This is a genomic window from Novosphingobium sp. UBA6272, assembly GCF_002440635.1.
Taxonomy (GTDB): domain Bacteria; phylum Pseudomonadota; class Alphaproteobacteria; order Sphingomonadales; family Sphingomonadaceae; genus Novosphingobium.
The window spans coordinates 82,871-101,570 of the sequence record NZ_DJUW01000014.1; the positions used below are offsets into that span (position 1 = coordinate 82,871).

20 protein-coding genes and 2 tRNA genes are annotated in these 18,700 nt (G+C 64.3%); 11 read left to right on the top strand and 11 right to left on the bottom strand.

Features of this window, described 5'->3' with window-relative positions:
• The first annotated feature begins 11 nt into the window (after positions 1–11).
• Positions 12–389: a VOC family protein gene (locus B2V17_RS06730; protein WP_292996451.1), complete on the top strand. Its 378-nt coding sequence runs from the start codon at positions 12–14 to the stop codon at positions 387–389.
• The gene (fdhD, locus tag B2V17_RS06735; RefSeq protein WP_292996453.1) at positions 389–1,162 is read left to right on the top strand and encodes a formate dehydrogenase accessory sulfurtransferase FdhD; all 774 of its coding nucleotides are present in this window, start codon (positions 389–391) and stop codon (positions 1,160–1,162) included. The genes B2V17_RS06730 and fdhD overlap by 1 nt, the downstream gene beginning before the upstream one ends.
• Here the strand turns inward: fdhD and metW are convergent.
• Together metW and metX are read right to left on the bottom strand one after the other, a co-directional pair.
• Positions 1,154–1,744, bottom strand: a complete 591-nt coding sequence (gene metW, locus B2V17_RS06740) for a methionine biosynthesis protein MetW (RefSeq protein ID WP_292996455.1) — start codon at positions 1,742–1,744, stop codon at positions 1,154–1,156. The two genes, fdhD and metW, sit on opposite strands and share 9 nt — an antisense overlap.
• A complete protein-coding gene (gene metX / locus B2V17_RS06745; RefSeq protein WP_292996456.1) occupies positions 1,741–2,862 on the bottom strand; it encodes a homoserine O-acetyltransferase MetX in 1,122 nt (373 codons plus the stop codon). Before metX ends, metW begins: the two co-directional genes overlap by 4 nt.
• 66 nt (positions 2,863–2,928) lie before the next feature.
• Here metX and B2V17_RS06750 point away from each other — a divergent pair, with 66 nt between their 5' ends.
• Genes B2V17_RS06750 through B2V17_RS06760 form a run of 3 tightly spaced genes read left to right on the top strand, consistent with a single transcriptional unit; the run spans position 2,929 to position 5,741 of the window.
• Positions 2,929–4,029 carry a pyridoxal phosphate-dependent aminotransferase gene (locus B2V17_RS06750; protein WP_292996458.1) on the top strand — a complete coding sequence of 367 codons (1,101 nt, stop codon included), beginning with the start codon at positions 2,929–2,931 and terminating at the stop codon, positions 4,027–4,029.
• Positions 4,026–4,937, top strand: a complete 912-nt coding sequence (locus B2V17_RS06755; RefSeq protein WP_292996460.1) for a prephenate/arogenate dehydrogenase family protein — start codon at positions 4,026–4,028, stop codon at positions 4,935–4,937. The genes B2V17_RS06750 and B2V17_RS06755 overlap by 4 nt, the downstream gene beginning before the upstream one ends.
• 24 nt (positions 4,938–4,961) lie before the next feature.
• A complete protein-coding gene (locus tag B2V17_RS06760; RefSeq protein WP_292996461.1) occupies positions 4,962–5,741 on the top strand; it encodes a transglutaminase-like domain-containing protein in 780 nt (259 codons plus the stop codon).
• Here B2V17_RS06760 and B2V17_RS06765 read toward each other — a convergent pair.
• From B2V17_RS06765 to ftsE, 5 genes are read right to left on the bottom strand one after another with little or no spacing between them, the layout of a single operon-like run.
• Entirely contained in the window at positions 5,734–6,981 is a 1,248-nt protein-coding gene (locus B2V17_RS06765; RefSeq protein ID WP_292996463.1) for an NRAMP family divalent metal transporter, read from the bottom strand. The genes B2V17_RS06760 and B2V17_RS06765 overlap by 8 nt on opposite strands.
• Positions 6,978–7,685: a lysophospholipid acyltransferase family protein gene (locus B2V17_RS06770; RefSeq protein ID WP_292996465.1), complete on the bottom strand. Its 708-nt coding sequence runs from the start codon at positions 7,683–7,685 to the stop codon at positions 6,978–6,980. The genes B2V17_RS06765 and B2V17_RS06770 overlap by 4 nt, the downstream gene beginning before the upstream one ends.
• Before the next feature lies 1 nt (position 7,686).
• Complete coding sequence (locus B2V17_RS06775; protein WP_324475487.1) at positions 7,687–8,223, bottom strand: YdcF family protein; 537 nt, start codon at positions 8,221–8,223, stop codon at positions 7,687–7,689.
• Positions 8,223–9,146 carry a cell division protein FtsX gene (locus tag B2V17_RS06780; protein WP_292996466.1) on the bottom strand — a complete coding sequence of 308 codons (924 nt, stop codon included), beginning with the start codon at positions 9,144–9,146 and terminating at the stop codon, positions 8,223–8,225. The genes B2V17_RS06775 and B2V17_RS06780 overlap by 1 nt, the downstream gene beginning before the upstream one ends.
• A 4-nt stretch (positions 9,147–9,150) precedes the next feature.
• Positions 9,151–9,888, bottom strand: a complete 738-nt coding sequence (ftsE, locus tag B2V17_RS06785; RefSeq protein ID WP_292996468.1) for a cell division ATP-binding protein FtsE — start codon at positions 9,886–9,888, stop codon at positions 9,151–9,153.
• Between the two features lie 139 nt (positions 9,889–10,027).
• Here ftsE and B2V17_RS06790 point away from each other — a divergent pair, with 139 nt between their 5' ends.
• The gene (locus tag B2V17_RS06790) at positions 10,028–10,885 is read left to right on the top strand and encodes a zinc-ribbon domain-containing protein (protein ID WP_292996470.1); all 858 of its coding nucleotides are present in this window, start codon (positions 10,028–10,030) and stop codon (positions 10,883–10,885) included.
• Between the two features lie 3 nt (positions 10,886–10,888).
• On the opposite strand, the gene B2V17_RS06795 is transcribed toward B2V17_RS06790, so the two are convergent.
• Positions 10,889–11,101, bottom strand: a complete 213-nt coding sequence (locus B2V17_RS06795; protein ID WP_292996471.1) for a hypothetical protein — start codon at positions 11,099–11,101, stop codon at positions 10,889–10,891.
• A 175-nt stretch (positions 11,102–11,276) separates the two neighbouring features.
• Between B2V17_RS06795 and B2V17_RS06800 the strand changes: the two genes are divergently transcribed.
• Positions 11,277–11,363 (top strand) — tRNA-Leu (locus B2V17_RS06800).
• 43 nt (positions 11,364–11,406) lie between these two features.
• Here the strand turns inward: B2V17_RS06800 and B2V17_RS06805 are convergent.
• Complete coding sequence (locus B2V17_RS06805) at positions 11,407–13,137, bottom strand: N-acyl-D-amino-acid deacylase family protein (RefSeq protein ID WP_292996473.1); 1,731 nt, start codon at positions 13,135–13,137, stop codon at positions 11,407–11,409.
• Between the two features lie 204 nt (positions 13,138–13,341).
• Here B2V17_RS06805 and B2V17_RS06810 point away from each other — a divergent pair.
• The 4 genes from B2V17_RS06810 (at position 13,342) to B2V17_RS06825 (ending at position 16,815) form a co-directional block, all read left to right on the top strand.
• Positions 13,342–13,428: transfer RNA gene (locus tag B2V17_RS06810), tRNA-Leu, on the top strand.
• A gap of 174 nt (positions 13,429–13,602) precedes the next feature.
• A complete protein-coding gene (locus B2V17_RS06815) occupies positions 13,603–14,793 on the top strand; it encodes a tyrosine-type recombinase/integrase (RefSeq protein WP_292996475.1) in 1,191 nt (396 codons plus the stop codon).
• 181 nt (positions 14,794–14,974) lie between these two features.
• The gene (locus B2V17_RS06820) at positions 14,975–15,487 is read left to right on the top strand and encodes a helix-turn-helix transcriptional regulator (RefSeq protein WP_292996477.1); all 513 of its coding nucleotides are present in this window, start codon (positions 14,975–14,977) and stop codon (positions 15,485–15,487) included.
• Positions 15,487–16,815 (top strand): type II toxin-antitoxin system HipA family toxin, encoded by a 1,329-nt coding sequence (locus tag B2V17_RS06825; protein WP_292996479.1) that lies wholly within the window; start codon positions 15,487–15,489, stop codon positions 16,813–16,815. The genes B2V17_RS06820 and B2V17_RS06825 overlap by 1 nt, the downstream gene beginning before the upstream one ends.
• 15 nt (positions 16,816–16,830) lie before the next feature.
• Here the strand turns inward: B2V17_RS06825 and B2V17_RS06830 are convergent, their stop codons facing one another.
• Together B2V17_RS06830 and B2V17_RS06835 are read right to left on the bottom strand one after the other, a co-directional pair.
• Positions 16,831–17,055, bottom strand: a complete 225-nt coding sequence (locus B2V17_RS06830; RefSeq protein WP_292996481.1) for a hypothetical protein — start codon at positions 17,053–17,055, stop codon at positions 16,831–16,833.
• Between the two features lie 285 nt (positions 17,056–17,340).
• Positions 17,341–18,696 (bottom strand): type II restriction endonuclease, encoded by a 1,356-nt coding sequence (locus tag B2V17_RS06835; RefSeq protein WP_292996483.1) that lies wholly within the window; start codon positions 18,694–18,696, stop codon positions 17,341–17,343.
• Positions 18,697–18,700 lie beyond the last annotated feature (4 nt).

The following is an 18,700-nucleotide window of genomic DNA, read 5'->3' on the forward strand; positions in this document are numbered from 1 at the left end:
GGAGAGCGCGCATGTACAGCCACAACATGGTTGGATCGAACGATCTGGCCAAATCGAAGACCTTCTATGATGCCCTGTTCACCGCGATCGGCGGCAAGGAAGCGATCCAGGATGACAAGGGCCGTCTGATCTATATGCACAATGGCGGAATCTTCCTCGTTACCGCGCCGATCAATGGCGAACCCGCAACACACGCCAACGGCGGCACGATCGGCTTTGCGATGGACAGCCCTGAGCAGGCCGATGCCTGGCACGCGGCCGGTGTTGCAGCCGGAGGCACCACCTGTGAAGACCCGCCGGGCGTGCGCGAGGGCGGCATGGGCGCGCTTTATTTGGCTTACCTGCGCGATCCCGACGGCAACAAGCTCTGCGCGCTCAAGCGGATGTAATGGACTCTGCCAGCGCCATCCGGCCCGACGGCTCCAGCCGCGGGGTAACTCGCAGCTGGGTGCCGGAGGTGCCGGTGGCGCTTGAGTTCAATGGTCTTTCCTATGCGGTGATGATGGCCACGCCGCAGGACCTGGAAGACTTCGCGATCGGCTTTGCCCTCAACGAAGGTCTGGCCGCCAGCCCTGCCGAAGTTGCGGACATTGCCGTGGCTGAAGTCGAACAGGGCTGGATTGTCCGCGCCGCGCTCAGCGGTCTTGGCATCGACAAGCTGACCGAACGGGTCCGCAGCCGCGTTGCAGAATCGAGCTGCGGGCTGTGCGGGATCGAGAACCTGGCCGAAGTTGCCCGCGCCCTGCCCGTCGTTCCTCCGCACCGCGCAATCGAACCCGCCGCGATCTTCGCCGCGCTCGCGCAGCTGCGCGATCACCAGCCGTTGGGCCGGGCAACCGGAGCCGCCCATGCCGCGGCCCATGTCGCTGCGGATGGAGCGATCGGCCTGGTCCGGGAGGATGTCGGGCGGCACAATGCGCTCGACAAGCTGGTCGGGGCCATGGCCCGGTGCGGACAGGCGCTTTCACCCGGCTTCGTCCTGTCGACTGCGCGCTGCAGCTTCGAGATTGTCGAGAAGGCGGTCCGCGCCGGGGCGACAACGCTGGTCACGGTTTCGCTCCCGACCTCGATGGCGGTGGCGCGCGGCAAGTCCGCCGGGCTCAGCCTGTGGGTGCTCGCCCGCGACGATGAAGTGACCCTGGTCAACGACGCCTCAGCGTGACAGCAGGAACACCGCGTGTTCCGCCCGCCATGCAGCGGCTGCCGGACCAATGTACTTGTCGCCCGAGAGGAACCACTCGCCCTCGATGCCATAACCCTTCGCCACCACCAGTTCGCGGAAGTCGCGCACCGTGACGTGGTGGATGTTGGGCGTTTCGTACCAGGCAATCGGCAGCAGCCGCGTTACCGGCATCCGCCCGTTCCACAGCAGGCTGGCCCGGACCTTCCAGTGCGCGAAATTGGGGAACGAGACAAAGGCCTTGCGCCCGACCCGCAGCAGTTCATCCAGCACCAGATCGGGCCGCTTGGTAGTCTGCAAGGTCTGGCTGAGGATCGCGTAATCGAACGCGGCATCGGGATAGTCGGCAAGGTCGGTATCGGCATCGCCCTGCATCACCGATAGCCCCTTGGCGACGCAGTCCGCCACGCCGTGAGGGTCGAGTTCCATCCCGCGCGCGTCAATCCCGCTGCGATCGCGCAGCTCCGCCATCAGCTGGCCATCGCCGCAACCGATATCGAGCACCCGGCTGCCCGGCGCGACATTGGCGGCGATCACCGCCAGATCGGGGCGCAGCGCGGTCATTGCGCCAGGAACCCTGCAATCACCCGGTCAAGCGCGGGCACATCGAGCAGGAAGCTGTCATGCCCGAACGGCGCGCTCAATTCGACGAAGCTGACCGGTGCCCCGGCGGCATTGAGCGCATGGGCGATGGTCCGGCTTTCGATCGTGGGATAGAGCCAGTCGGTATCGAAGCTGATCAGGCAAAACCGGGCCTTGCTGGCGCGGAACGCATCGGCCAGCCGTCCGCTCCCCTCGCCGCCCGAAACTTCCTCGGCCAAGTCGAAATAGTCCATCGCCCGGGTGATATAGAGGTAGGAATTGGCATCGAACCGGTCGGTAAAGCTCAGCCCCTGGTGGCGCAGATAGCTTTCGACCTGGAAATCGGCATCGAAGCCGAAAGTCTTGGCATCACGGTCCTGCAGCTTGCGGCCGAACTTTTCGTGCATGCCCTCTTCGGACAGATAGGTGATGTGCGCCGCCATCCGCGCTACGGCGAGGCCGTTGTCAGGGCCCTTGGCACCATAATAATCGCCACCTTTCCACTTCGGATCGGCCATGATCGCCTGGCGACCGACTTCGTGGAAAGCGATGTTCTGGGCCGAATGGCGGGCGGTGCTGGCGATGACCAGCGCGGCGCGGGTCCGTTCAGGCCAGTTCGCGGCAAAGCTCAATGCCTGCATTCCGCCCATCGAACCGCCGATCACGGCGTGAAGCTGCTCGATCCCCAGCGCATCGAGCAGCGCGACCTGGGCGCGGACCATGTCGCGGATCGTGATCACCGGAAAGCGCATCGCATAAGGCTGACCGTCGGGCGCCAGGCTGGCCGGTCCGGTCGAGCCATAGCAGCCGCCCAGCACATTGGCGCAGATCACGAACAGCCGGTCGGTGTCGATCGGCTTGCCCGGCCCGACCATGCGGACCCACCAGCCAGGCTTGCCGGTGATCGGGTGCGGACTGGCCACGCACTGGTCTCCGGTCAGGGCATGGAAGATGATGACCGCGTTGGACTTGTCGGGATTGAGCGTGCCGTAAGTCTCATAGGCCGCGCGCACGCCGCTCAGGCTCTGCCCGCCGTCCAGCGGCAGCGGCGCAGGCAATTCCAGCACCTGGCTGGCGGTTCTGATCGCGGCATCGGCCATTCCCGCCGCTTGGTAGACTAGAAGCGGGCTGTCAATCGGCGAAAGGCCTGCTAAGGGCGGCGCGCAATGACAAGCGGCCCCACTCCCAAGCCCTGGATCGCAGGGATCCACGCTTACGTCCCCGGCAAGAGCGCCGGCGCGGACGGGCGGCCGCTAGTCAAGCTCTCGGCCAACGAGAACCCGCTGGGCTGCAGCCCCGCCGCGCTGGCCGCGCGGTCGGAGGCGGTCCATCCCTCGCTCTATCCCGATGGCGACAGCACCGCACTTCGCGAGGCGCTGGGCGCATTCCACGGGATCGATCCCGCGCGGATCATCATGGGGGCGGGATCGGGCGAGCTGCTCTACCTTGCCGCCAGCGCCTATGCCGGGCCGGGTGACGAGGTGCTGTTCTCGCAATACTCGTTCTCGCTTTATGATATCGTCGCGCGGCGCAGCGGCGCCGAGCCGGTCGAGGCCCCGGCCCGCGACTATGGCACCGACGTCGATGCGATGCTGGCCGCGGTCACCCCGCGCACCCGGGTGGTGATCGTTGCCAACCCCAACAACCCGACCGGCACCTATCTGCCCCGCGCCGAGATTGCCCGGCTCCACGCCGGCCTGCCGGGCGATGTGCTGCTGGTGCTGGATCAGGCCTATGCCGAATATGTCGACCCGGCTGCCGACGACGGCTCGCTCGACCTCGCTGCCAGCCAGCCGAACGTGCTGGTCACCCGGACCTTCTCCAAGGCATATGGTCTGGCCGGTGAGCGGGTCGGCTGGGGCACCGGGGCGCTGGCCGTGGTCGAAGTGCTCAACCGCCTGCGCGGCGCATTCAACGTTTCGAACGAGGCCCAGGCGATGGCGCTGAAGGCGCTGGGTGATCAGGACTTCGTCCGCCATTCGCGGGAGCACAACAGCGCCGTCCGCGCCCGCTTCGTTGCCGCGATGGAGGCCTTGGGCAATCACGGGATCCGCACGGTGCCGAGCGAGGCAAACTTCGTGATGGTGCTGTGCGAAGGCCTGCTTACCGGCGAAGCGGCTTACAGCGGCCTGGCCGAGGCCGGCTATATCACCCGCTGGCTGCCCGGCCAGGGTCTGGGCCATGGCCTGAGGATAACGATTGGCACGGCCGAGCAGATGGACGCGATTGCCGCGCTGCTGCGTGATCTGGCAGAGGCCGCGCGATGAGCTTCGAGCGGATCGCGATCATCGGCCTTGGCCTGCTCGGCGGCTCGATCGGGCTGGCGCTGAAGGAACACCTGCCGGGCTCCGTCACCACCGGATACGATGCCGATCCAGCCGCCCGCACCCGCGCGGCCGAGCGTGGCCTCGTCGGCACAGTCTGCGACAGCCCGGGCGACGCGGTGCGCGATGCCGATCTGGTTATCCTGTGCGTACCGGTCGGCACGATGGAAGCCGCTGCCCAGGCGATCGCCCCGCACCTCAAGCCCAGCGCGCTGGTCAGCGACGTCGGATCGTCCAAGCAATCGGTCGCGAATGCGCTCGTCGCAGCCTTGCCGGGGATCGCGGTAATCCCGGCTCACCCTGTTGCCGGGACCGAGCGTTCGGGGCCTGACGCGGGCTTTTCCAGCCTGTTCCAGAACCGCTGGTGCATCATCACCCCGCCCGCCGACGCCGATCCGGTGCTGGTCAAGGCGCTGGCGGACTTGTGGCAGGCCCTTGGTGCCAAGATCGAAGTGATGGACGCGCGGCACCATGATATGGTGCTGGCCGTCACCAGCCACCTGCCGCACCTGATCGCCTACACCATCGTCGGCACCGCGTCGGACCTTGAAGAGGTGACCGAGGGCGAAGTGATCAAGTATTCGGCCGGCGGCTTTCGCGATTTCACCCGGATTGCCGCCAGCGATCCAACCATGTGGCGCGACGTGTTCCTGTCCAACAAGGACGCGGTGCTGGAGATGCTGCAGCGCTTCACCGAAGACCTGACCGCACTGCAGCGCGCGATCCGGGTCGGCGACGGCGACCAGTTGTTCGATCATTTCACCCGCACCCGCGCGATCCGTCGTTCGATCATCGAACTGGGCCAGGACGATGCCCGGCCCGACTTCGGCCGAAGCGACCATGGTGGTTGATCGCCAGCCACGACTGCGGCGGCCATGACGCTGTCGATCCACGCCCGGCTGTTCTACCTTTTCGCCGAGCCGACCGACGTTTTGCTTCAGCTTGAAGCAGCGACCCTGCCCGATCAGCAGGTGATCGCCCCCGAGCTGTGGCTCACCCCGACCCAGCATTTCGGCCGCGTCGCTGGCCATGACGAGATCGGCGAACGGATCTGGATCCGGGTCGAAGGGGAACTGGCGCTCGATTACAAGGCGCAGGTCGATATCGCCCGACCGATAATCGATCTGAGCGCCCTGCCAGAGACGCAGCCACACCGTCTGCCCGGCGCGGTGATCGACTACCTGATGCCGTCGCGGTTCTGCCCGTCCGACCGGTTCAGCGATTTCGTGCAATCGGAATTCGGCCCGATCGGCGGCGGCGAGCTGGTTTGTGCGCTGCGCGATTGGGTCGCCGGACACCTAACCTATGAGGCTGGTGCGAGCCATGCCGGAACCTGCGCCAGCGACACGTTCATCCAGCGCCGCGGGGTATGCCGCGACTATGCCCACTTGCTGATCACCCTGGCCCGCGCCGCCTCGATCCCGGCGCGCTATGCCTCGGTCTATGCCCCCGATGTCGATCCGCCCGATTTCCATGCCGTGGCCGAAGTGTTCCTGGCCGGGCAGTGGTATCTGGTCGATGCGACCGGAATGGCCGCCGCGAACGAGGTTGCGAAGATCGGAGTCGGGCGCGACGCGGCCGACATTCCGTTCCTGTCGAGCTTCGGGATCGCCGAACTGGTCGAACAGCGGGTCAGCGTAACCCGCGTCAGCTGAGCAGGAAGACGCCCGCAACCACCCACATCACCAGGGTCGAAATCCAGCCGCCGATCTCCAGCCAGCGCGGGATCACCAGTTCACCCATCACCCGGCGGTTGCGGGCAATCAGCATGGTCACCACCATCAACGGCGGAGCAAGCAGGCCGTTGACCACGGCCGCCCAGTAAAGCGCCCGCATCGGATCCAGCCCGATCAGGTTGAGCGCCAGTCCCCCGGCGGTTGCCAGGGCGATAACCCCATAGAACGCCTTGGCCTCACGCGGCTTGCGGTCCAGCCCTTCGACCCAGCCGAAGGTTTCGCTGACCGCATAGGCGGCGCTCCCCGCCAGGATCGGTACCGCGAGCAAGCCGGTGCCAATGATTCCGACGGCGAACAGCGCAAAGGCAAAATCGCCGGCAATCGGGCGCAGGGCCTCAGCCGCCTGCGCGGCGCTGGTGATGTCGTTGATGCCGTGGGCATGAAGAGTCGCGGCGGTGGCAACGATGATGAACAGTGCGGTCAGGTGCGAAAAGCCCATCCCGACCAAGGTATCGGTGCGGATCCGCCTCAGTTCCGGCCCGGCCTCGCGCGGGCTGACATGGAGCGGCTTGATATGGCGGCGGTGCTGCTCTTCCACTTCCTGTCCGGCCTGCCAGAAGAACAGGTAGGGGCTGATCGTGGTGCCGAAGATCGCGACCATTGCCATGGCGTGATCCTTGTCGAAGACCATCTGCGGCACGAGGATATCATAGATCGCCTCGCTCCACGGAACGTCGGCCACAAAGACCACGCCGACGTAGGCAAACAGCGACAGCGTGGTCCATTTGAGGATGCTGGCGTACCGCGAATAGCTGACGAACACTTCCAGCAGCACGCTGGCCACTCCGAAGGCGACCGTGAAAAGCAGCACCGGTCCCGGAATCACCAAGGCCAGCACCGCGCCCATTGCGCCCAGATCCGCCCCCAGATTGATCACGTTGGCGATCAGTAGCAGCACCACAACCGTCCGGAGCAGCCACCTTGGATAGTGCTCACGCAGGTTCTGGGCGATACCCCTGCCAGTGGTCGCCCCGATCCGCGCGCAGATCGCCTGGATCGCGGCGAGCAGCGGGAAGCCGAAGAACATCGTCCAGGCGAGGCCATAGCCGAACTGCGCGCCGACCTGGCTGTAAGTGCCAATGCCTGATGGATCGTCGTCCGCCGCGCCGGTTACCAGCCCGGGGCCGAGCACTTCGAGCGGCGAGCGCTCTTCGCTCAAAGCCCGGCCTCTGGGTTGAGGGCATTGATGGCAATTCGCACGCGTTCCTCCGCTTCCTCGCGCGGAAGACCCGGCGGTATGACCTCGACGACTTTGTACGTTATCACTCCCGGCCGTTTCCACCAGCGATGATAAAGCGGTCCGGCATTTGTCGCGATCGCCACCACCGGCAGGCCAAGCAGCTTGTAGATCCCGGCGAAACCGGCCTGCAGCCTGGGCGCCTGTCCGTGCGGAACGCGGGTGCCTTCGGGAAAGATCACCAGTGGCCGGCCTTCCTCGCCGCTCAGCCGCTTGGCTGCGGCCATCATATGGCGCAGCGCCTTGGCGCCCTGGTCACGCTGCACCTCGACCAATCCATAGCGATCGCCGACCAGCCCCCACAGCGGGATCCGCATCAGCTCGGCCTTGGCGAAAACGCCGGGACGGTGAAGCAGCCGCGCCAGATCGATCGCTTCGAAAAAGCTTTCATGCTTGATCGCAACGAAGACCGGACCCTGGGGGATATCCCCTTCCACCCGCACGGTCTGCCCAAGAAACAGCCGCATGCACAGCCGGTGCCAGCGGGCCCACTTGTCAACCGTGCGCTGGAAGGTTTCCTTGCTGCCGAGCAGGGCCAGCAGGCTGGCGATCACCACCAACAAGCTGCCGAAATAGAACACCACGTAGAACGCGATCGAGCGCGGGACATCGAACACACGCGCCATTTCAGCGCCCCACCGCGCGCAGCGCCACGCGGGCCAGCATCTTGTGGTATTCAAGGAACAGCATCTTGAGCGTCGGGCGGGTCGGAACGGCATCGGGCAGGATCGTGACCCCGGCCGGAATGGTCTTTTCAAGATCGGCCACGGCCCGGCGCATGTGCCAGTCGCTGGTTACGACGCGGACCGAGCGGATCTTTTCCCGCTCGATCCAGTCAGCAGTTTCGCGAGCGTTAGTGGCGGTGTCGGTCGCGGCGAAGCCGAGGGTCACACAGCAGGCCATCTGCAGGCTGCCGATCTTGTATTCGATCGCGAATTCATGCGGCTTGACCTCGCGGTCGACGCCGGAAACAAGCAGTTTGGGCGCCCAGCCGCTACGCAGCACTTCCAAGCCGCGATCTATCCGCCCGGCCCCGCCGGTCAGGACCACCACCGCATCGGTCCGCTCTTCCCCCGCCGGCTGCGGCAAGGCGATCGCAAACCAGATGAAGCCAAGCGCCCAGGCCAGCACAAGGAAGGAAATCACCCGGCGCAGCATCACCATCACAGCATCTTGCGCAGCGCGCGGATCACGGTCAGCCGCGCGGTGACCATGGCAAGCGCGACCCCGGCAATCGGGACCAGCGCCAGCAAGACCCAGTCGATCCAATCGAGCGCACCAGAATCAACCAGCCCCGCACCCAGTCCTTCAAACCGCTGGCCCAGCAACAGCACAACCACCAGGCCAAGCCCGAGGCCGACCGCCCCGCCCCCAGCCGCGTCGAACCCGATGGTGCGCTGGAAGATCCGCGCGATCTGCGAATCCGTTCCGCCGAGCAGGTGGACGATCTCGATAGTCTCGCGGTTGGTACCCAGCGCCGTCCGCACCGCCAGCAGCACCGCCGCGGCCAGGGCAAAGCCGAGCAGCGCGACCAGCGCCAGGGCCAGCCACTGCAGCGAATCGATCGCACTGAACACCGGCTTAAGCCAGGTCGATTGCGCATCGACCCGCGCCGCCGGCGCCACCTGGCGCACCTGCCGCCGCAGCTGGCCCAGCTTTTCGCCATCGACTCCGTCGCGCAGCCGGACATCGACCAGCGCTGGCACGGGAATGCCGTCCTCGCCGGTGCGCACGCCCAGCCACGGCTCAATCAGCTTTTCGACTTCCTGCTGCGAGACAATCCGGACATCGATTACCCCCGGGGTCGCCTGAAGCACTCTCGCAGCCTCCTTGGCCTGACGGTCGCGTTCGGCGGGATTGGCTTCGACCACCTGGACCGTCGCTCCGCCCGACAGCGCATCGGAGGCATTGCTGGCAGTATTGCTGAGCGCAAGGCCCGCAGCGGCAGCGATCACCGTCAGCGCCACCATGATGGCAATCACCCACGGCATTGGCCCGGCGAGCCGCCCTTGCGGCATCAGGTCCGGCCCGGTCCCGCGCGACAGGGTGCGCAGGCTGGTGGTCAGCGAGGACAACGAGAATGCCATGACCTTAGCCCCGCGATCCAAAGCCGCCATGCGGCCGCGGCGGATAACGCAAGGCCCCGGTCGGATCGGACAGACGCCCCTTGTCGAGCCGCATGATCAGCGATTCCGGCACCTTCTTGAGCAGGTGGACATCGTGGGTAGCGACCACCACGGTCGTCCCCATCCGGTTGAGCGCTTCGAACAGGCGCAGCAGCTTGATCGCCATATCGGGATCGACGTTGCCGGTCGGTTCGTCGGCAATCAGCATCTCCGGCCGGCCGATCACCGCCCGGGCAATCGCCACGCGCTGCTGCTCACCACCCGAAAGCTGGGCCGGGAGCGCATGCATCCGCTCGCCCAGACGGACCCATTCGAGCATGTCGGCAACCGGCTTGACCAGGTCCTTCTCCGCCACCCCAGCCACCCGCAACGGCAGGGCGACATTATCGAACGCCGAGAGGTGCGGGACCAGCCGGAACTCCTGAAACACCACCCCCAGGCGGCGGCGCAAGGTCGGCAGGCGTTCGCGCGGGAGGGTGATCGCATCGGTCCCGAACATCCGGATCATTCCGCGTGACGGACGCTGGGCCAGGTACAGCAGCTTGAGCAGCGAGGTCTTGCCCGCCCCGCTCGCCCCGGTCAGGAAATAGAAACTGCCGGGGAACAGGGTGAAGGAAACGTCGCTCAGCACCTCGCGATCGGTGCCGTAACGCAGCCCGACGTTGTCGAAATGGACGATTTCCCCGTCGGTGCTGTTGGTCATGAGATTTGGGGTTGTCCGGTGGGTGGCTGGGCTTGGCCGGGCTATAGCGGCCAATCCATGTGGAAAAAAGGGAATAGGCGCGCATCTGTCCCCAGGCAATGCTTGCCGGATGGCACCCGGCCATGTTTAACGCGGTACCATGATCATCGCCTGTCCCGCCTGCAATACGCGTTACGTCGTTCCCGACACGGCGATCGGCGTGGACGGTCGCACAGTACGCTGCGCCAAGTGCCGCCATTCGTGGTTTCAGGACGGCCCGGTGCTCGATCTGGCAGATCCTGCACCGCCGGAACCGGTTGCGACACCGCCGCCCCCTGCCCCCGAACCCGCCCCGGTGGAACAACCGCAGGTCAGCGTGCCGCCCGCACCGGAGCCGGAGCCCGAAGCGGCTGCATCCGCTTCCGTTGATCCCGGGTTCGACGAGCCTGCTTCTCCGCCCCCGCCGCTTGGCGGGTTTGGAGATGATGTCGTCGCCCCGCCCCCGACCATCGCGAGCCCGGCGGCCGGCAGCTATTACGACGACGATCAGACCTCGCAGTTCGATTATGAGCCGCCCTTCCGCCCGCGCCGCAATCCTGCGCGTATGTGGACGATCGCGGCCAGCCTGTTCGCGGTGGTCGCGCTCGGCGCGGTCGGGGCGGCGGCCTGGTACGGCCTGCCGAGCTGGATGCCGTTCGCCCAGCCGATGTTCGCCGAAGAGCAACCCGGACTTCGGCTCGACTTCCCGGAAAAACGCCAGGGCCAGCGCCAATTGCCCGACCAGAGCTGGTTCTTCGAAGCAAATGGAACGGTCACCAACATCTCGCAGACTTCGCGCTCGGTCCCGCCAATCCTGGTGGTGCTGCGCGACGCGCGCGGACGGGTGGTGTACAATTCCGTGATCCAACCGCCGAAACGGGTGCTGGCTCCGGGAGAAAGCGTGTCAATAAACGAAGCGCTGGTTCCAGTGCCCAAGGCAGCGGTCAAGGCCGAATACGGCTGGAAGCCGGGCAGCTGACCACTATTCGAATTCGACCGAGAAGTGCCCTGAACCGCGATTGCGGACCTGCCGCCGTGTGCGGCCCTCGCCCGCTACGGGGCTCGAAGTTTCGGCCCGCACAATCTCGGCCGTGGCCCGCCCACTGACCTGAATGCCGCGCGCCGGCGCATCGGCCACCGGCACGGCAGCGATAGGTGTCGCGGCTGCAAGGATCAGGGCGAATGGGCCAATCATCGCGAATGGTGAACGCCGGATTCACCAAACCCGCAACCGCCGGTTCTGCGGCGTCCCCCACAGGGACAAGCGCCCGGCAAAACTTAACCCGCTTTCCCCGCTTGCAGCCCCCCGCCCCCTTTGCTAAGGGCGCGCTCCTACCCCCCCGGAGCGGCCTTTCCGCTTCGATGATTTAGCGGTCGTGGCGGAACTGGTAGACGCGCAACGTTGAGGTCGTTGTGGGCGAAAGCCCGTGGAAGTTCGAGTCTTCTCGACCGCACCAATCAGTCAGGCAATGAACGGCTTCCCGCCCTTGGTGTGCTGGATCAAGCGGCCATTGCCGCATCCTGCCGTCGCACCAGCCGGCCCGGCAGAGCGCCGGTGTGGGCGCCGTCGCGGTAAGTCACCTGGCCCGAAACGATCGTAGCGGTGAACCCCTCAGCCCTCTGGTGCATGCGCTTGCCCCCGGCCGGCAGATCGTATTCGATCGTCGGCACGTGAAGCGTCAGGCCCTCGAGGTCGATCACGTTGAGATCGGCCTTCATCCCCACCGCCACGCGCCCGCGATCGGCAAAGCCAACCAGCGCGGCGGCGCGGCCGGTCAGTTCGGCAATGGCATCGGCAAGGTCGATCGCCTCGTCGGGCGCGGCATCGCGGACCCAGCGCTGCAGGTAATAGGTCGGGAAACTGGCATCGCAGATCAACCCGTAGTGCGCCCCGCCGTCGGCCAGGGCCATCAGCGTATGGGGGCTGCCCAGCATCTCGCGCACCGCTTTCAGGTTACCCTCGGCATAGTTCGCCGCCGGCAGATAGAACACCGCCCGACCTTCATCGGCGAGCAGCGCGTCGTAAGCGAACTCCTCGAGCGAAAGGCCCGCCGCCGCCGCCCGCGCCTCGACCCGATCTTCGCGGCTCGGCTCGTAATCAGGCCGTTCGCCCCACGGGCAAGTCGCCCGGAATGCAGCGATCAGCATCAGCGTGGTCGGGTTGCTGTCTTCTGGTTGCTCAGCCAGCAACCTGGCCTTGAAATCAGGATCGCGCATGATCGCGACCCGCTCGCCCAGCGGCAGATGCGCGATCGGCTTGTAGCTGGGGTGGCTGGAGAACAGGTGCAGCGAGAGGTTGAGCCCAAAGAACATGCCGACCGGACGCGGCGCGACCTGACCCGTCATCTTGAGGCCATCGGCGGCCGCCCGGTCCAGCTCGGCGAGGTGATAGCGCCAGCCCTCGCCCGCCTGCCCCGGCACCTCAAGCAAGGTGAACGAGATCGGCCGCCCCGATTGCTCGGCAATCTGGCGCAGGATCGGGAACTCGACTTCGGCCGGTTCGGCTGGCGCGGGGATAATCTGGAACACCCCGGCCCCGGCATCGTCCAGGCCGCCGGCCAGCGCGCAGAGCTCGTCGACATCGGAGAACAGGCTGGGGGCAAGGTCTCCGGCGCGGGTGCGGTGCATCACGTTGCGCGAGGTGGTCACGCCAAAGCCGCCCGCCCTGATGCCTTCGGCCACCAGCGCGCGCATCGCCGCCAGGTCCTCGGCGGTCGGCGGTTCCTTGCGCGCCGCACGCTCGCCCATCACATAGACCCGCAGCGCCGAATGCGGGATCTGCGCGGCAATATCGATATCGAGCCGGCGCTGCGCGAGCGCGTCGAGATATTCGGGAAAGGTCTCCCAGTTCCATGGCAGGCCTTCGACCATCACCACTTCGGGAATGTCCTCGATCCCCTCCATCAGCTTGACCAGGGTATCGCGCTCGGCTGGACGGCAGGGCGCAAAGCCGACCCCGCAATTGCCCATCACCACCGTAGTGACCCCGTGCCCCGACGAGGGCGCCAGCCGGCTCTCCCAGGTCACCTGCCCGTCGAAATGGGTGTGAACATCGACAAATCCGGGCGTGACGATCTTGCCGGCCGCATCGATCACTTCGTCGGCTTCGCCATCGACAACGCCCACCGCAGCAATCCGCCCGTCCCTCACCGCGACATCGCCGACCAGCGGCGGTGCCCCGGTCCCGTCGTGGATCGTCCCGCCCCGGATGATCAGGTCATACTGCGCCATCGCCGCTTCCTCTCGTGCGTGCTGGACTCGGTTTCGGTCCCATTATGCAATTGGTTTCAGAGCAGGCCGCCCCCGGCAAGCCATTTTCGCCGGGCCAGCGCGATTATCTTCATCCGCGCCCGAAACAGGCGTTGACAAGCCCCGCACCCCCCCGCTAGTGGCGCCCTCCTACCCGGCAGCGGCGCTTCGGCCTGACTGCCCCGTGCCCAGATGGCGGAATTGGTAGACGCACCAGCTTCAGGTGCTGGCGCTCGCAAGGGCGTGGAGGTTCGAGTCCTCTTCTGGGCACCATTTGTTCTCATCGCAGCGTTGCGAGGGGTTGCAAAAACGGCAGAAATCTGCCAATTTCCGCCTTCCAGCCGTAATTGGCGTTCCGCTTTGTTCCACTGAGTTTCACCCGGTCTGGGGGCTCCGTTGGGCACTGAGGCCCCCAAATATGGCTCGGCGAGAGTGCGGAGCCCCCAGATGAGCCTTAACGTACAGGAAATTAAGGGTTTTCTTCCCGAATCCAAACCCTACAAGCGATACGATTCCGGGGGGCTCTACCTGCTGGTCAAGCCAAACGGTTCAAAACTCTGGCAATTCAAGTATCGATTCGGCGGAATCGAAAAGAAGATGCCATTCGGCGCGTTCCCGGAAATAGGCTTGGCCGAAGCTCGGAAGCGGCGCGACCGCGCGCGCATCTCGGTCGCCGACGGCATTGATCCCATGCGCGAGCGCAAGCGCGAGAAGGCAAAGATCAGGCTTGGTGCCGAAAACACCTTCGCTGTCGTCGCGAGCTCCTACATTGAACACAAGATGGTCGGAGAGGATCGCGCGGAGGCAACTCTCAAAAAGGCGCGATGGTTTCTGGAACTGCTGTCGCCCGCTATCGGCAACATGCCTCTCGATGACCTTGATCCGCAGATGATGCTGGCGGCGCTCAAGAAGCTCGAAGCGCGGGGCAATCTTGAGACGGCGAAGAAGTGCCGATCCTTCTCCAGCCGGGTGTTCCGATATGGCGCGGCTCTGGGTCTTTGCAAAAGTGACCCGACCGCTATCCTTCAGGGTGCACTGATCACACCAAAGGCGCGGCATTATGCCGCCATCCTCGAACCGGAGAAGCTGGGCCAGTTGCTCCGGGCAATCGACGACTTTGACTGCTACCCGGTCACCAAGCTCGCTCTGAAGATCGCCCCGCATATCTTCGTGCGACCCGGCGAGCTGCGTCACGGCGACTGGAGCGAACTGGACTGGGATAAGGCCATCTGGACGATCCCGGCAGGCAAAATGAAAGCACGCCGCACACACGCAGTCCCCTTGTCCCGGCAGGTGCTCGAACTGTTCCGGGAACTGCAATCGGTCACGATCGGCACCGGCTACATGTTCCCCGCGTTTCACACCTGGAAACGCCCGATGAGCGAAAACACCATCAACGCATCGTTTCGGCGCATGGGCTTCTCCAAGGATGAGATGACGGCGCACGGCTTTCGCTCAACAGCGTCAACCCTGCTCAACGAAAGCGGCCTGTGGCATCCCGACGCAATCGAACGGGCTCTTGCTCACGGCGACAGCAACGCAATCCGGGGCACTTACAATCGCGGCCAATACTGGGACGAGCGTGTCAGGATGGCTCAGTGGTGGAGCGACTATCTTGATGGGTTGCGGGCAGGCTGATCGGAGGAAGCGGCTTGTTCGGACTCCGGCGGCTCTCGCGCTATTCGCAGATGGTGATAATGCTCCCGAACGGTGGCAAATCTCACTGCTCAGCGGGCGAAGAAGTATTTCGCGCCTGTTCGGGATCATTTCTTGACTTCTTGAGTGTGAAATGTCACTTTGCTCCCGAAAGGGATCAATGATGAAACCGGTGACCGATAGTCAGCGCCTCTTGAAAGCGCTCAACGAACAGGATCAGGCATTTCGCAAGCTCGCCACGAATCCGGCCTTCGATTCCGTCAACAAAATCAATCGTGCGATAAATGACCTAATGGAGGGACCGGGCGCCACGGCACGAAAACTCTCCGAACAGCTACGCACCCCACAGTATCAGCGGGCGATCGATATCGCTCGGCAGTTGTCGGAGGCTTCCTCCGGCATTTCCGTTCCGAAGTTGCCCGCGCCGCGAATTGAAACGCCGCATGCTCCCCCTCCTGGCGAACGTGTGCGATCGGTTGCCGAACTGGGGGCGCTGGTCCGCCGCGCGCGCAAGGCTATGAAGATGAACCAGTCTGAATTTGCCGCTCATGCAGGCGTCGGACGAAGGTTCGTTTCCGAACTCGAAGGCGGGAAAGCCAGCCTTGAATTCGACCGTGTGATGGCCTGTGCCCAGGCTGCCGGCATCGATTTCAACGCCAGATTGCGCAACCGCTGATGCTCATCCTGCAAGTCTGGCTTGAAGCATCGATGGAGCCAGTCGGCTACCTTATTAAAGGTGACGACGGTGATCTGTCCTTCACTTACAATTCCCAATGGCTGGCGGATCCGAACAGTCACGCATTATCGCTCTCATTGCCATTGGGCGAAGAGCCCTTTGGTGACGTTCCAGTCCGCGCGTGGTTCGGAAATTTGCTCCACGAAAACGACCAGCTCGAAACGACCATGGCGCGCTATGGAATCGAACGCAGCGACATCGCTGGGCTGCTGGAACATCTGGGGGCGGACTGCCCAGGCGCTGTCAGCGTGCTCGGTCTTGACCGGCCACCGGTGAAACGTCCTGGGACATTGAGCGAAGACTATGATCCGCTCGACGAGGGCACGTTGCGGGACATCGTCGAGCGCCTCGCCACAGGCAAGCCCCTACCCGATGGGATGCGCGACCCCTCGCCAGTTGCAGGTGTTCGCCGGAAGGTATCGCTCGCAGCCTTGCCGGACGGACGCTTCGCGCTTCCCAAGCATAGGACGGGCGCGCCCACGACCCACATTCTGAAGCTGCCGGATCGCCAGACCCCTAAGGAAGCGCGTGACGAAGCCTTCCTGACCGATCTGGCGGCAAAGTGCGGTTTCTCAGTCGGCACATGTGTGGCCGACCAGATTAGCGAACATGAAATCCTGCTCATTAACCGGTTCGATCGGTCGATAGATGGCGACAAGGTTTATCGCTTGCATGTCGAAGACTTTGCCCAGGCAAGCGGCCTTCCATCCGATCTCAAGTATGAGCGGCGTGGAGAGGCGGGACGCCGGTTCGATGCGACGACAATCGGAAAAATACTCGCCGCAACGGACCAGCCTGCTCTCGCTCGCAACATATTCATGAGAATGACGCTGTTTAATCTGCTTCTCGGTAACAACGACAACCATGCCAAGAACAACGGTCTGATCCTGGCCTCCGGCGGCTCGGTGCAACTCGCTCCGTTCTATGACCTTACGCCGGTGCTGACAGGCGGCGACTATACCGACGAACTGGCATTCAACGTGGGCGCGGCCAAACGCTTTGACGACATAACCTCGGACGATTTGATTGCGTTTTGCGCTGACATCGGAATTCCGGCAGCGGGTGCGAAGTCCTTGCTGAGGACGGCTGCGGGCGAACTGATCGATCAGCTTGAGGAGCTTTCGGCAAGTTTTCCTCGCGAGATGTCGGCACTGGACCGCTTGTTCGGACATACAGCATCACACTTCAACGACATACTCGGCCTGGATCGCAACCTGCGCGAACGTGACGCCCATGTTACCGGCGGTGGAGGTTGGGCTCTCAGCTGAATCGAAAGCCGGGCGCTAAGCGCCCGGTTCCTTCTTCTCATCGTCGAGCGGCGTGCGCAGAACGATACGGCCATTGATCGGCACGACCTCGAGCTGCAAGGAAATGCCCTTGCGGTCGCGGTGGAACCAGGCGGCACCGATTTTGGTCCAGAATGCCTTCTCGCCCCGGTTGGCTACATGCCAGGAAATGAAATCCGGGGCCTTTGCTTCGGCTGCCGGTGCGAAATTGTTGCGGGCCATGGAACTGTCCTTTCGTGTCTGGTGGCGCGTTGCACCAAACCGAGAGGCCGCACGTCCAAGGTCAGCCGTCATGCCCAACACGGGTGAGCGCATGCGAACCGGCGCGGGCCGGGCATTGACGGCTGAACGCGTGCGGTCAGTGCCGGTGCTGAAACGAGGCGAGACATGAATGGAGCGGCAGTGGGTGCACGGTGCGGAAATCGACGAGGCCGCCGCATGAAATCCCCATGCGAATGCAAACTCGCACAGCAGGGCACGGCCAATGGCGGGCGTTTGACGGCCGACCTAGGCCCAGGCGGGCATTCTTAGCAACTGAAGCTCGCCGCGAAAGAACGTCTCGAAGTCGAGCACATTGTCGTGCCGGACGTATTCAGTGTCCTTCGAGGTCTTGAGGCTTTCGGGCACGACAAGGGAAATTCCCATCGATGCCATGTCCTCGATCGCGTTCGCCGCAATCGATTCATCGACAGTGGCAAGGAACAGGTCGCTTCCGCCCATTTCGCGCTGGACCTGCTTCCAGCGCTCGCGGAGTGTCGTCTTGGCGCTCAGGATCAGGCCGCGCGCCGGACCCTCAAGCGGTTTGCGCAGGTGGGTCAGCGACGGCAGCACAAAATCGGGCCGCTTGCGCGCATCAATGACGACCTGCTTGGCAAACGGGATTCCGCCAGCGACCAGCATCGCCTCGATCTGGTGTTCAAACGAGTAGCCTGCGCGGGATTTCCGCTGCTGGCTGGCCGACAGCATGATCGCATCGATTGCGCCTGTTGCATCGACCAGCCGCCGAACGATACCCTTCATGTCGAGCTTGACGGCATCGTCTCCCAGAACAGCTCTGACCAGTTCGACTGCCCGTTCGCGGCGCTGGAACTCCCGGAACAAGTCCCATTCGAACACCCGGCTGATTTCGCGGATCGCGTCGCCGGGGCGGTCCATCTCGAATGGGTTAAGGGCAGGAAGCTTGAATTTTTCGAGGAATGCGGTCCGCGCCATGGTCGCGAGGTCCACGGTGACCGGCATTTTCGCCCGGTCTGCCGCGAAACCCGCAATGTTGCCCGCCAGCCAGGCAAGCGCGACCTCCTCGGCGAAATCCATGATCCGGTCGCGTTCCATCGCCATGATGGCGATCGGATCGAGAATTTCCGATGTAAATTTGGCGGCCAGCGCAAGCGTATCGGCGAGGACAATTGCCTCGTCGGAATTTGAGTCAATGGTGAGGCAGACGAACCCCGGCGCGCCGTCCCGGTCGGCGCGGACCATGACCAGCCACGATGCCGGGGACAGGCTGGCAAAGGCTTCTTTCGGAACGCGGGTCATATGCGTTTCCGGACCCTTGCTGGTGTAATGAACCAGGCGGGTCTGCTTCTCGATGCCAAACTGCGGCCATTCCGTGCGGAACCAGGCCTCCCTGATTTCGTCGGCCTCGGGGTTATCCCGCTCCTTGGCGACCAGCGGTGGAAAGAACCCGCTGTCCCGTTCGCGTGGCGGAACGTACACGCCGCCCTGGTGCTTGTTTATCAGACGTGCCCAGTCACGGTCATTGTTGGACAGCTTCTTGACGAACAGTTGTGTCGCAGTCCGCAACACACCGGCAAGCAAGCCGCTGCTGTCGTCTTCTGCAAACAGGTCAAACTGTTGTGGCATTTCG

Excerpts from the sequence above, each read along its gene's own strand:
- B2V17_RS06730 (WP_292996451.1), top strand. The coding sequence starts at position 12 with ATGTACAGCCACAACATGGTTGGATCGAACGATCTGGCCAAATCGAAG.
- fdhD (WP_292996453.1), top strand. The coding sequence starts at position 389 with ATGGACTCTGCCAGCGCCATCCGGCCCGACGGCTCCAGCCGCGGGGTA.
- metW (WP_292996455.1), bottom strand. The coding sequence starts at position 1,744 with ATGACCGCGCTGCGCCCCGATCTGGCGGTGATCGCCGCCAATGTCGCG.
- metX (WP_292996456.1), bottom strand. The coding sequence starts at position 2,862 with ATGGCCGATGCCGCGATCAGAACCGCCAGCCAGGTGCTGGAATTGCCT.
- B2V17_RS06750 (WP_292996458.1), top strand. The coding sequence starts at position 2,929 with ATGACAAGCGGCCCCACTCCCAAGCCCTGGATCGCAGGGATCCACGCT.
- B2V17_RS06755 (WP_292996460.1), top strand. The coding sequence starts at position 4,026 with ATGAGCTTCGAGCGGATCGCGATCATCGGCCTTGGCCTGCTCGGCGGC.
- B2V17_RS06760 (WP_292996461.1), top strand. The coding sequence starts at position 4,962 with ATGACGCTGTCGATCCACGCCCGGCTGTTCTACCTTTTCGCCGAGCCG.
- B2V17_RS06770 (WP_292996465.1), bottom strand. The coding sequence starts at position 7,685 with ATGGCGCGTGTGTTCGATGTCCCGCGCTCGATCGCGTTCTACGTGGTG.
- B2V17_RS06775 (WP_324475487.1), bottom strand. The coding sequence starts at position 8,223 with ATGGTGATGCTGCGCCGGGTGATTTCCTTCCTTGTGCTGGCCTGGGCG.
- B2V17_RS06780 (WP_292996466.1), bottom strand. The coding sequence starts at position 9,146 with ATGGCATTCTCGTTGTCCTCGCTGACCACCAGCCTGCGCACCCTGTCG.
- ftsE (WP_292996468.1), bottom strand. The coding sequence starts at position 9,888 with ATGACCAACAGCACCGACGGGGAAATCGTCCATTTCGACAACGTCGGG.
- B2V17_RS06790 (WP_292996470.1), top strand. The coding sequence starts at position 10,028 with ATGATCATCGCCTGTCCCGCCTGCAATACGCGTTACGTCGTTCCCGAC.
- B2V17_RS06795 (WP_292996471.1), bottom strand. The coding sequence starts at position 11,101 with ATGATTGGCCCATTCGCCCTGATCCTTGCAGCCGCGACACCTATCGCT.
- B2V17_RS06805 (WP_292996473.1), bottom strand. The coding sequence starts at position 13,137 with ATGGCGCAGTATGACCTGATCATCCGGGGCGGGACGATCCACGACGGG.
- B2V17_RS06815 (WP_292996475.1), top strand. The coding sequence starts at position 13,603 with ATGAGCCTTAACGTACAGGAAATTAAGGGTTTTCTTCCCGAATCCAAA.
- B2V17_RS06820 (WP_292996477.1), top strand. The coding sequence starts at position 14,975 with ATGAAACCGGTGACCGATAGTCAGCGCCTCTTGAAAGCGCTCAACGAA.
- B2V17_RS06825 (WP_292996479.1), top strand. The coding sequence starts at position 15,487 with ATGCTCATCCTGCAAGTCTGGCTTGAAGCATCGATGGAGCCAGTCGGC.
- B2V17_RS06830 (WP_292996481.1), bottom strand. The coding sequence starts at position 17,055 with ATGGCCCGCAACAATTTCGCACCGGCAGCCGAAGCAAAGGCCCCGGAT.
- B2V17_RS06835 (WP_292996483.1), bottom strand. The coding sequence starts at position 18,696 with ATGCCACAACAGTTTGACCTGTTTGCAGAAGACGACAGCAGCGGCTTG.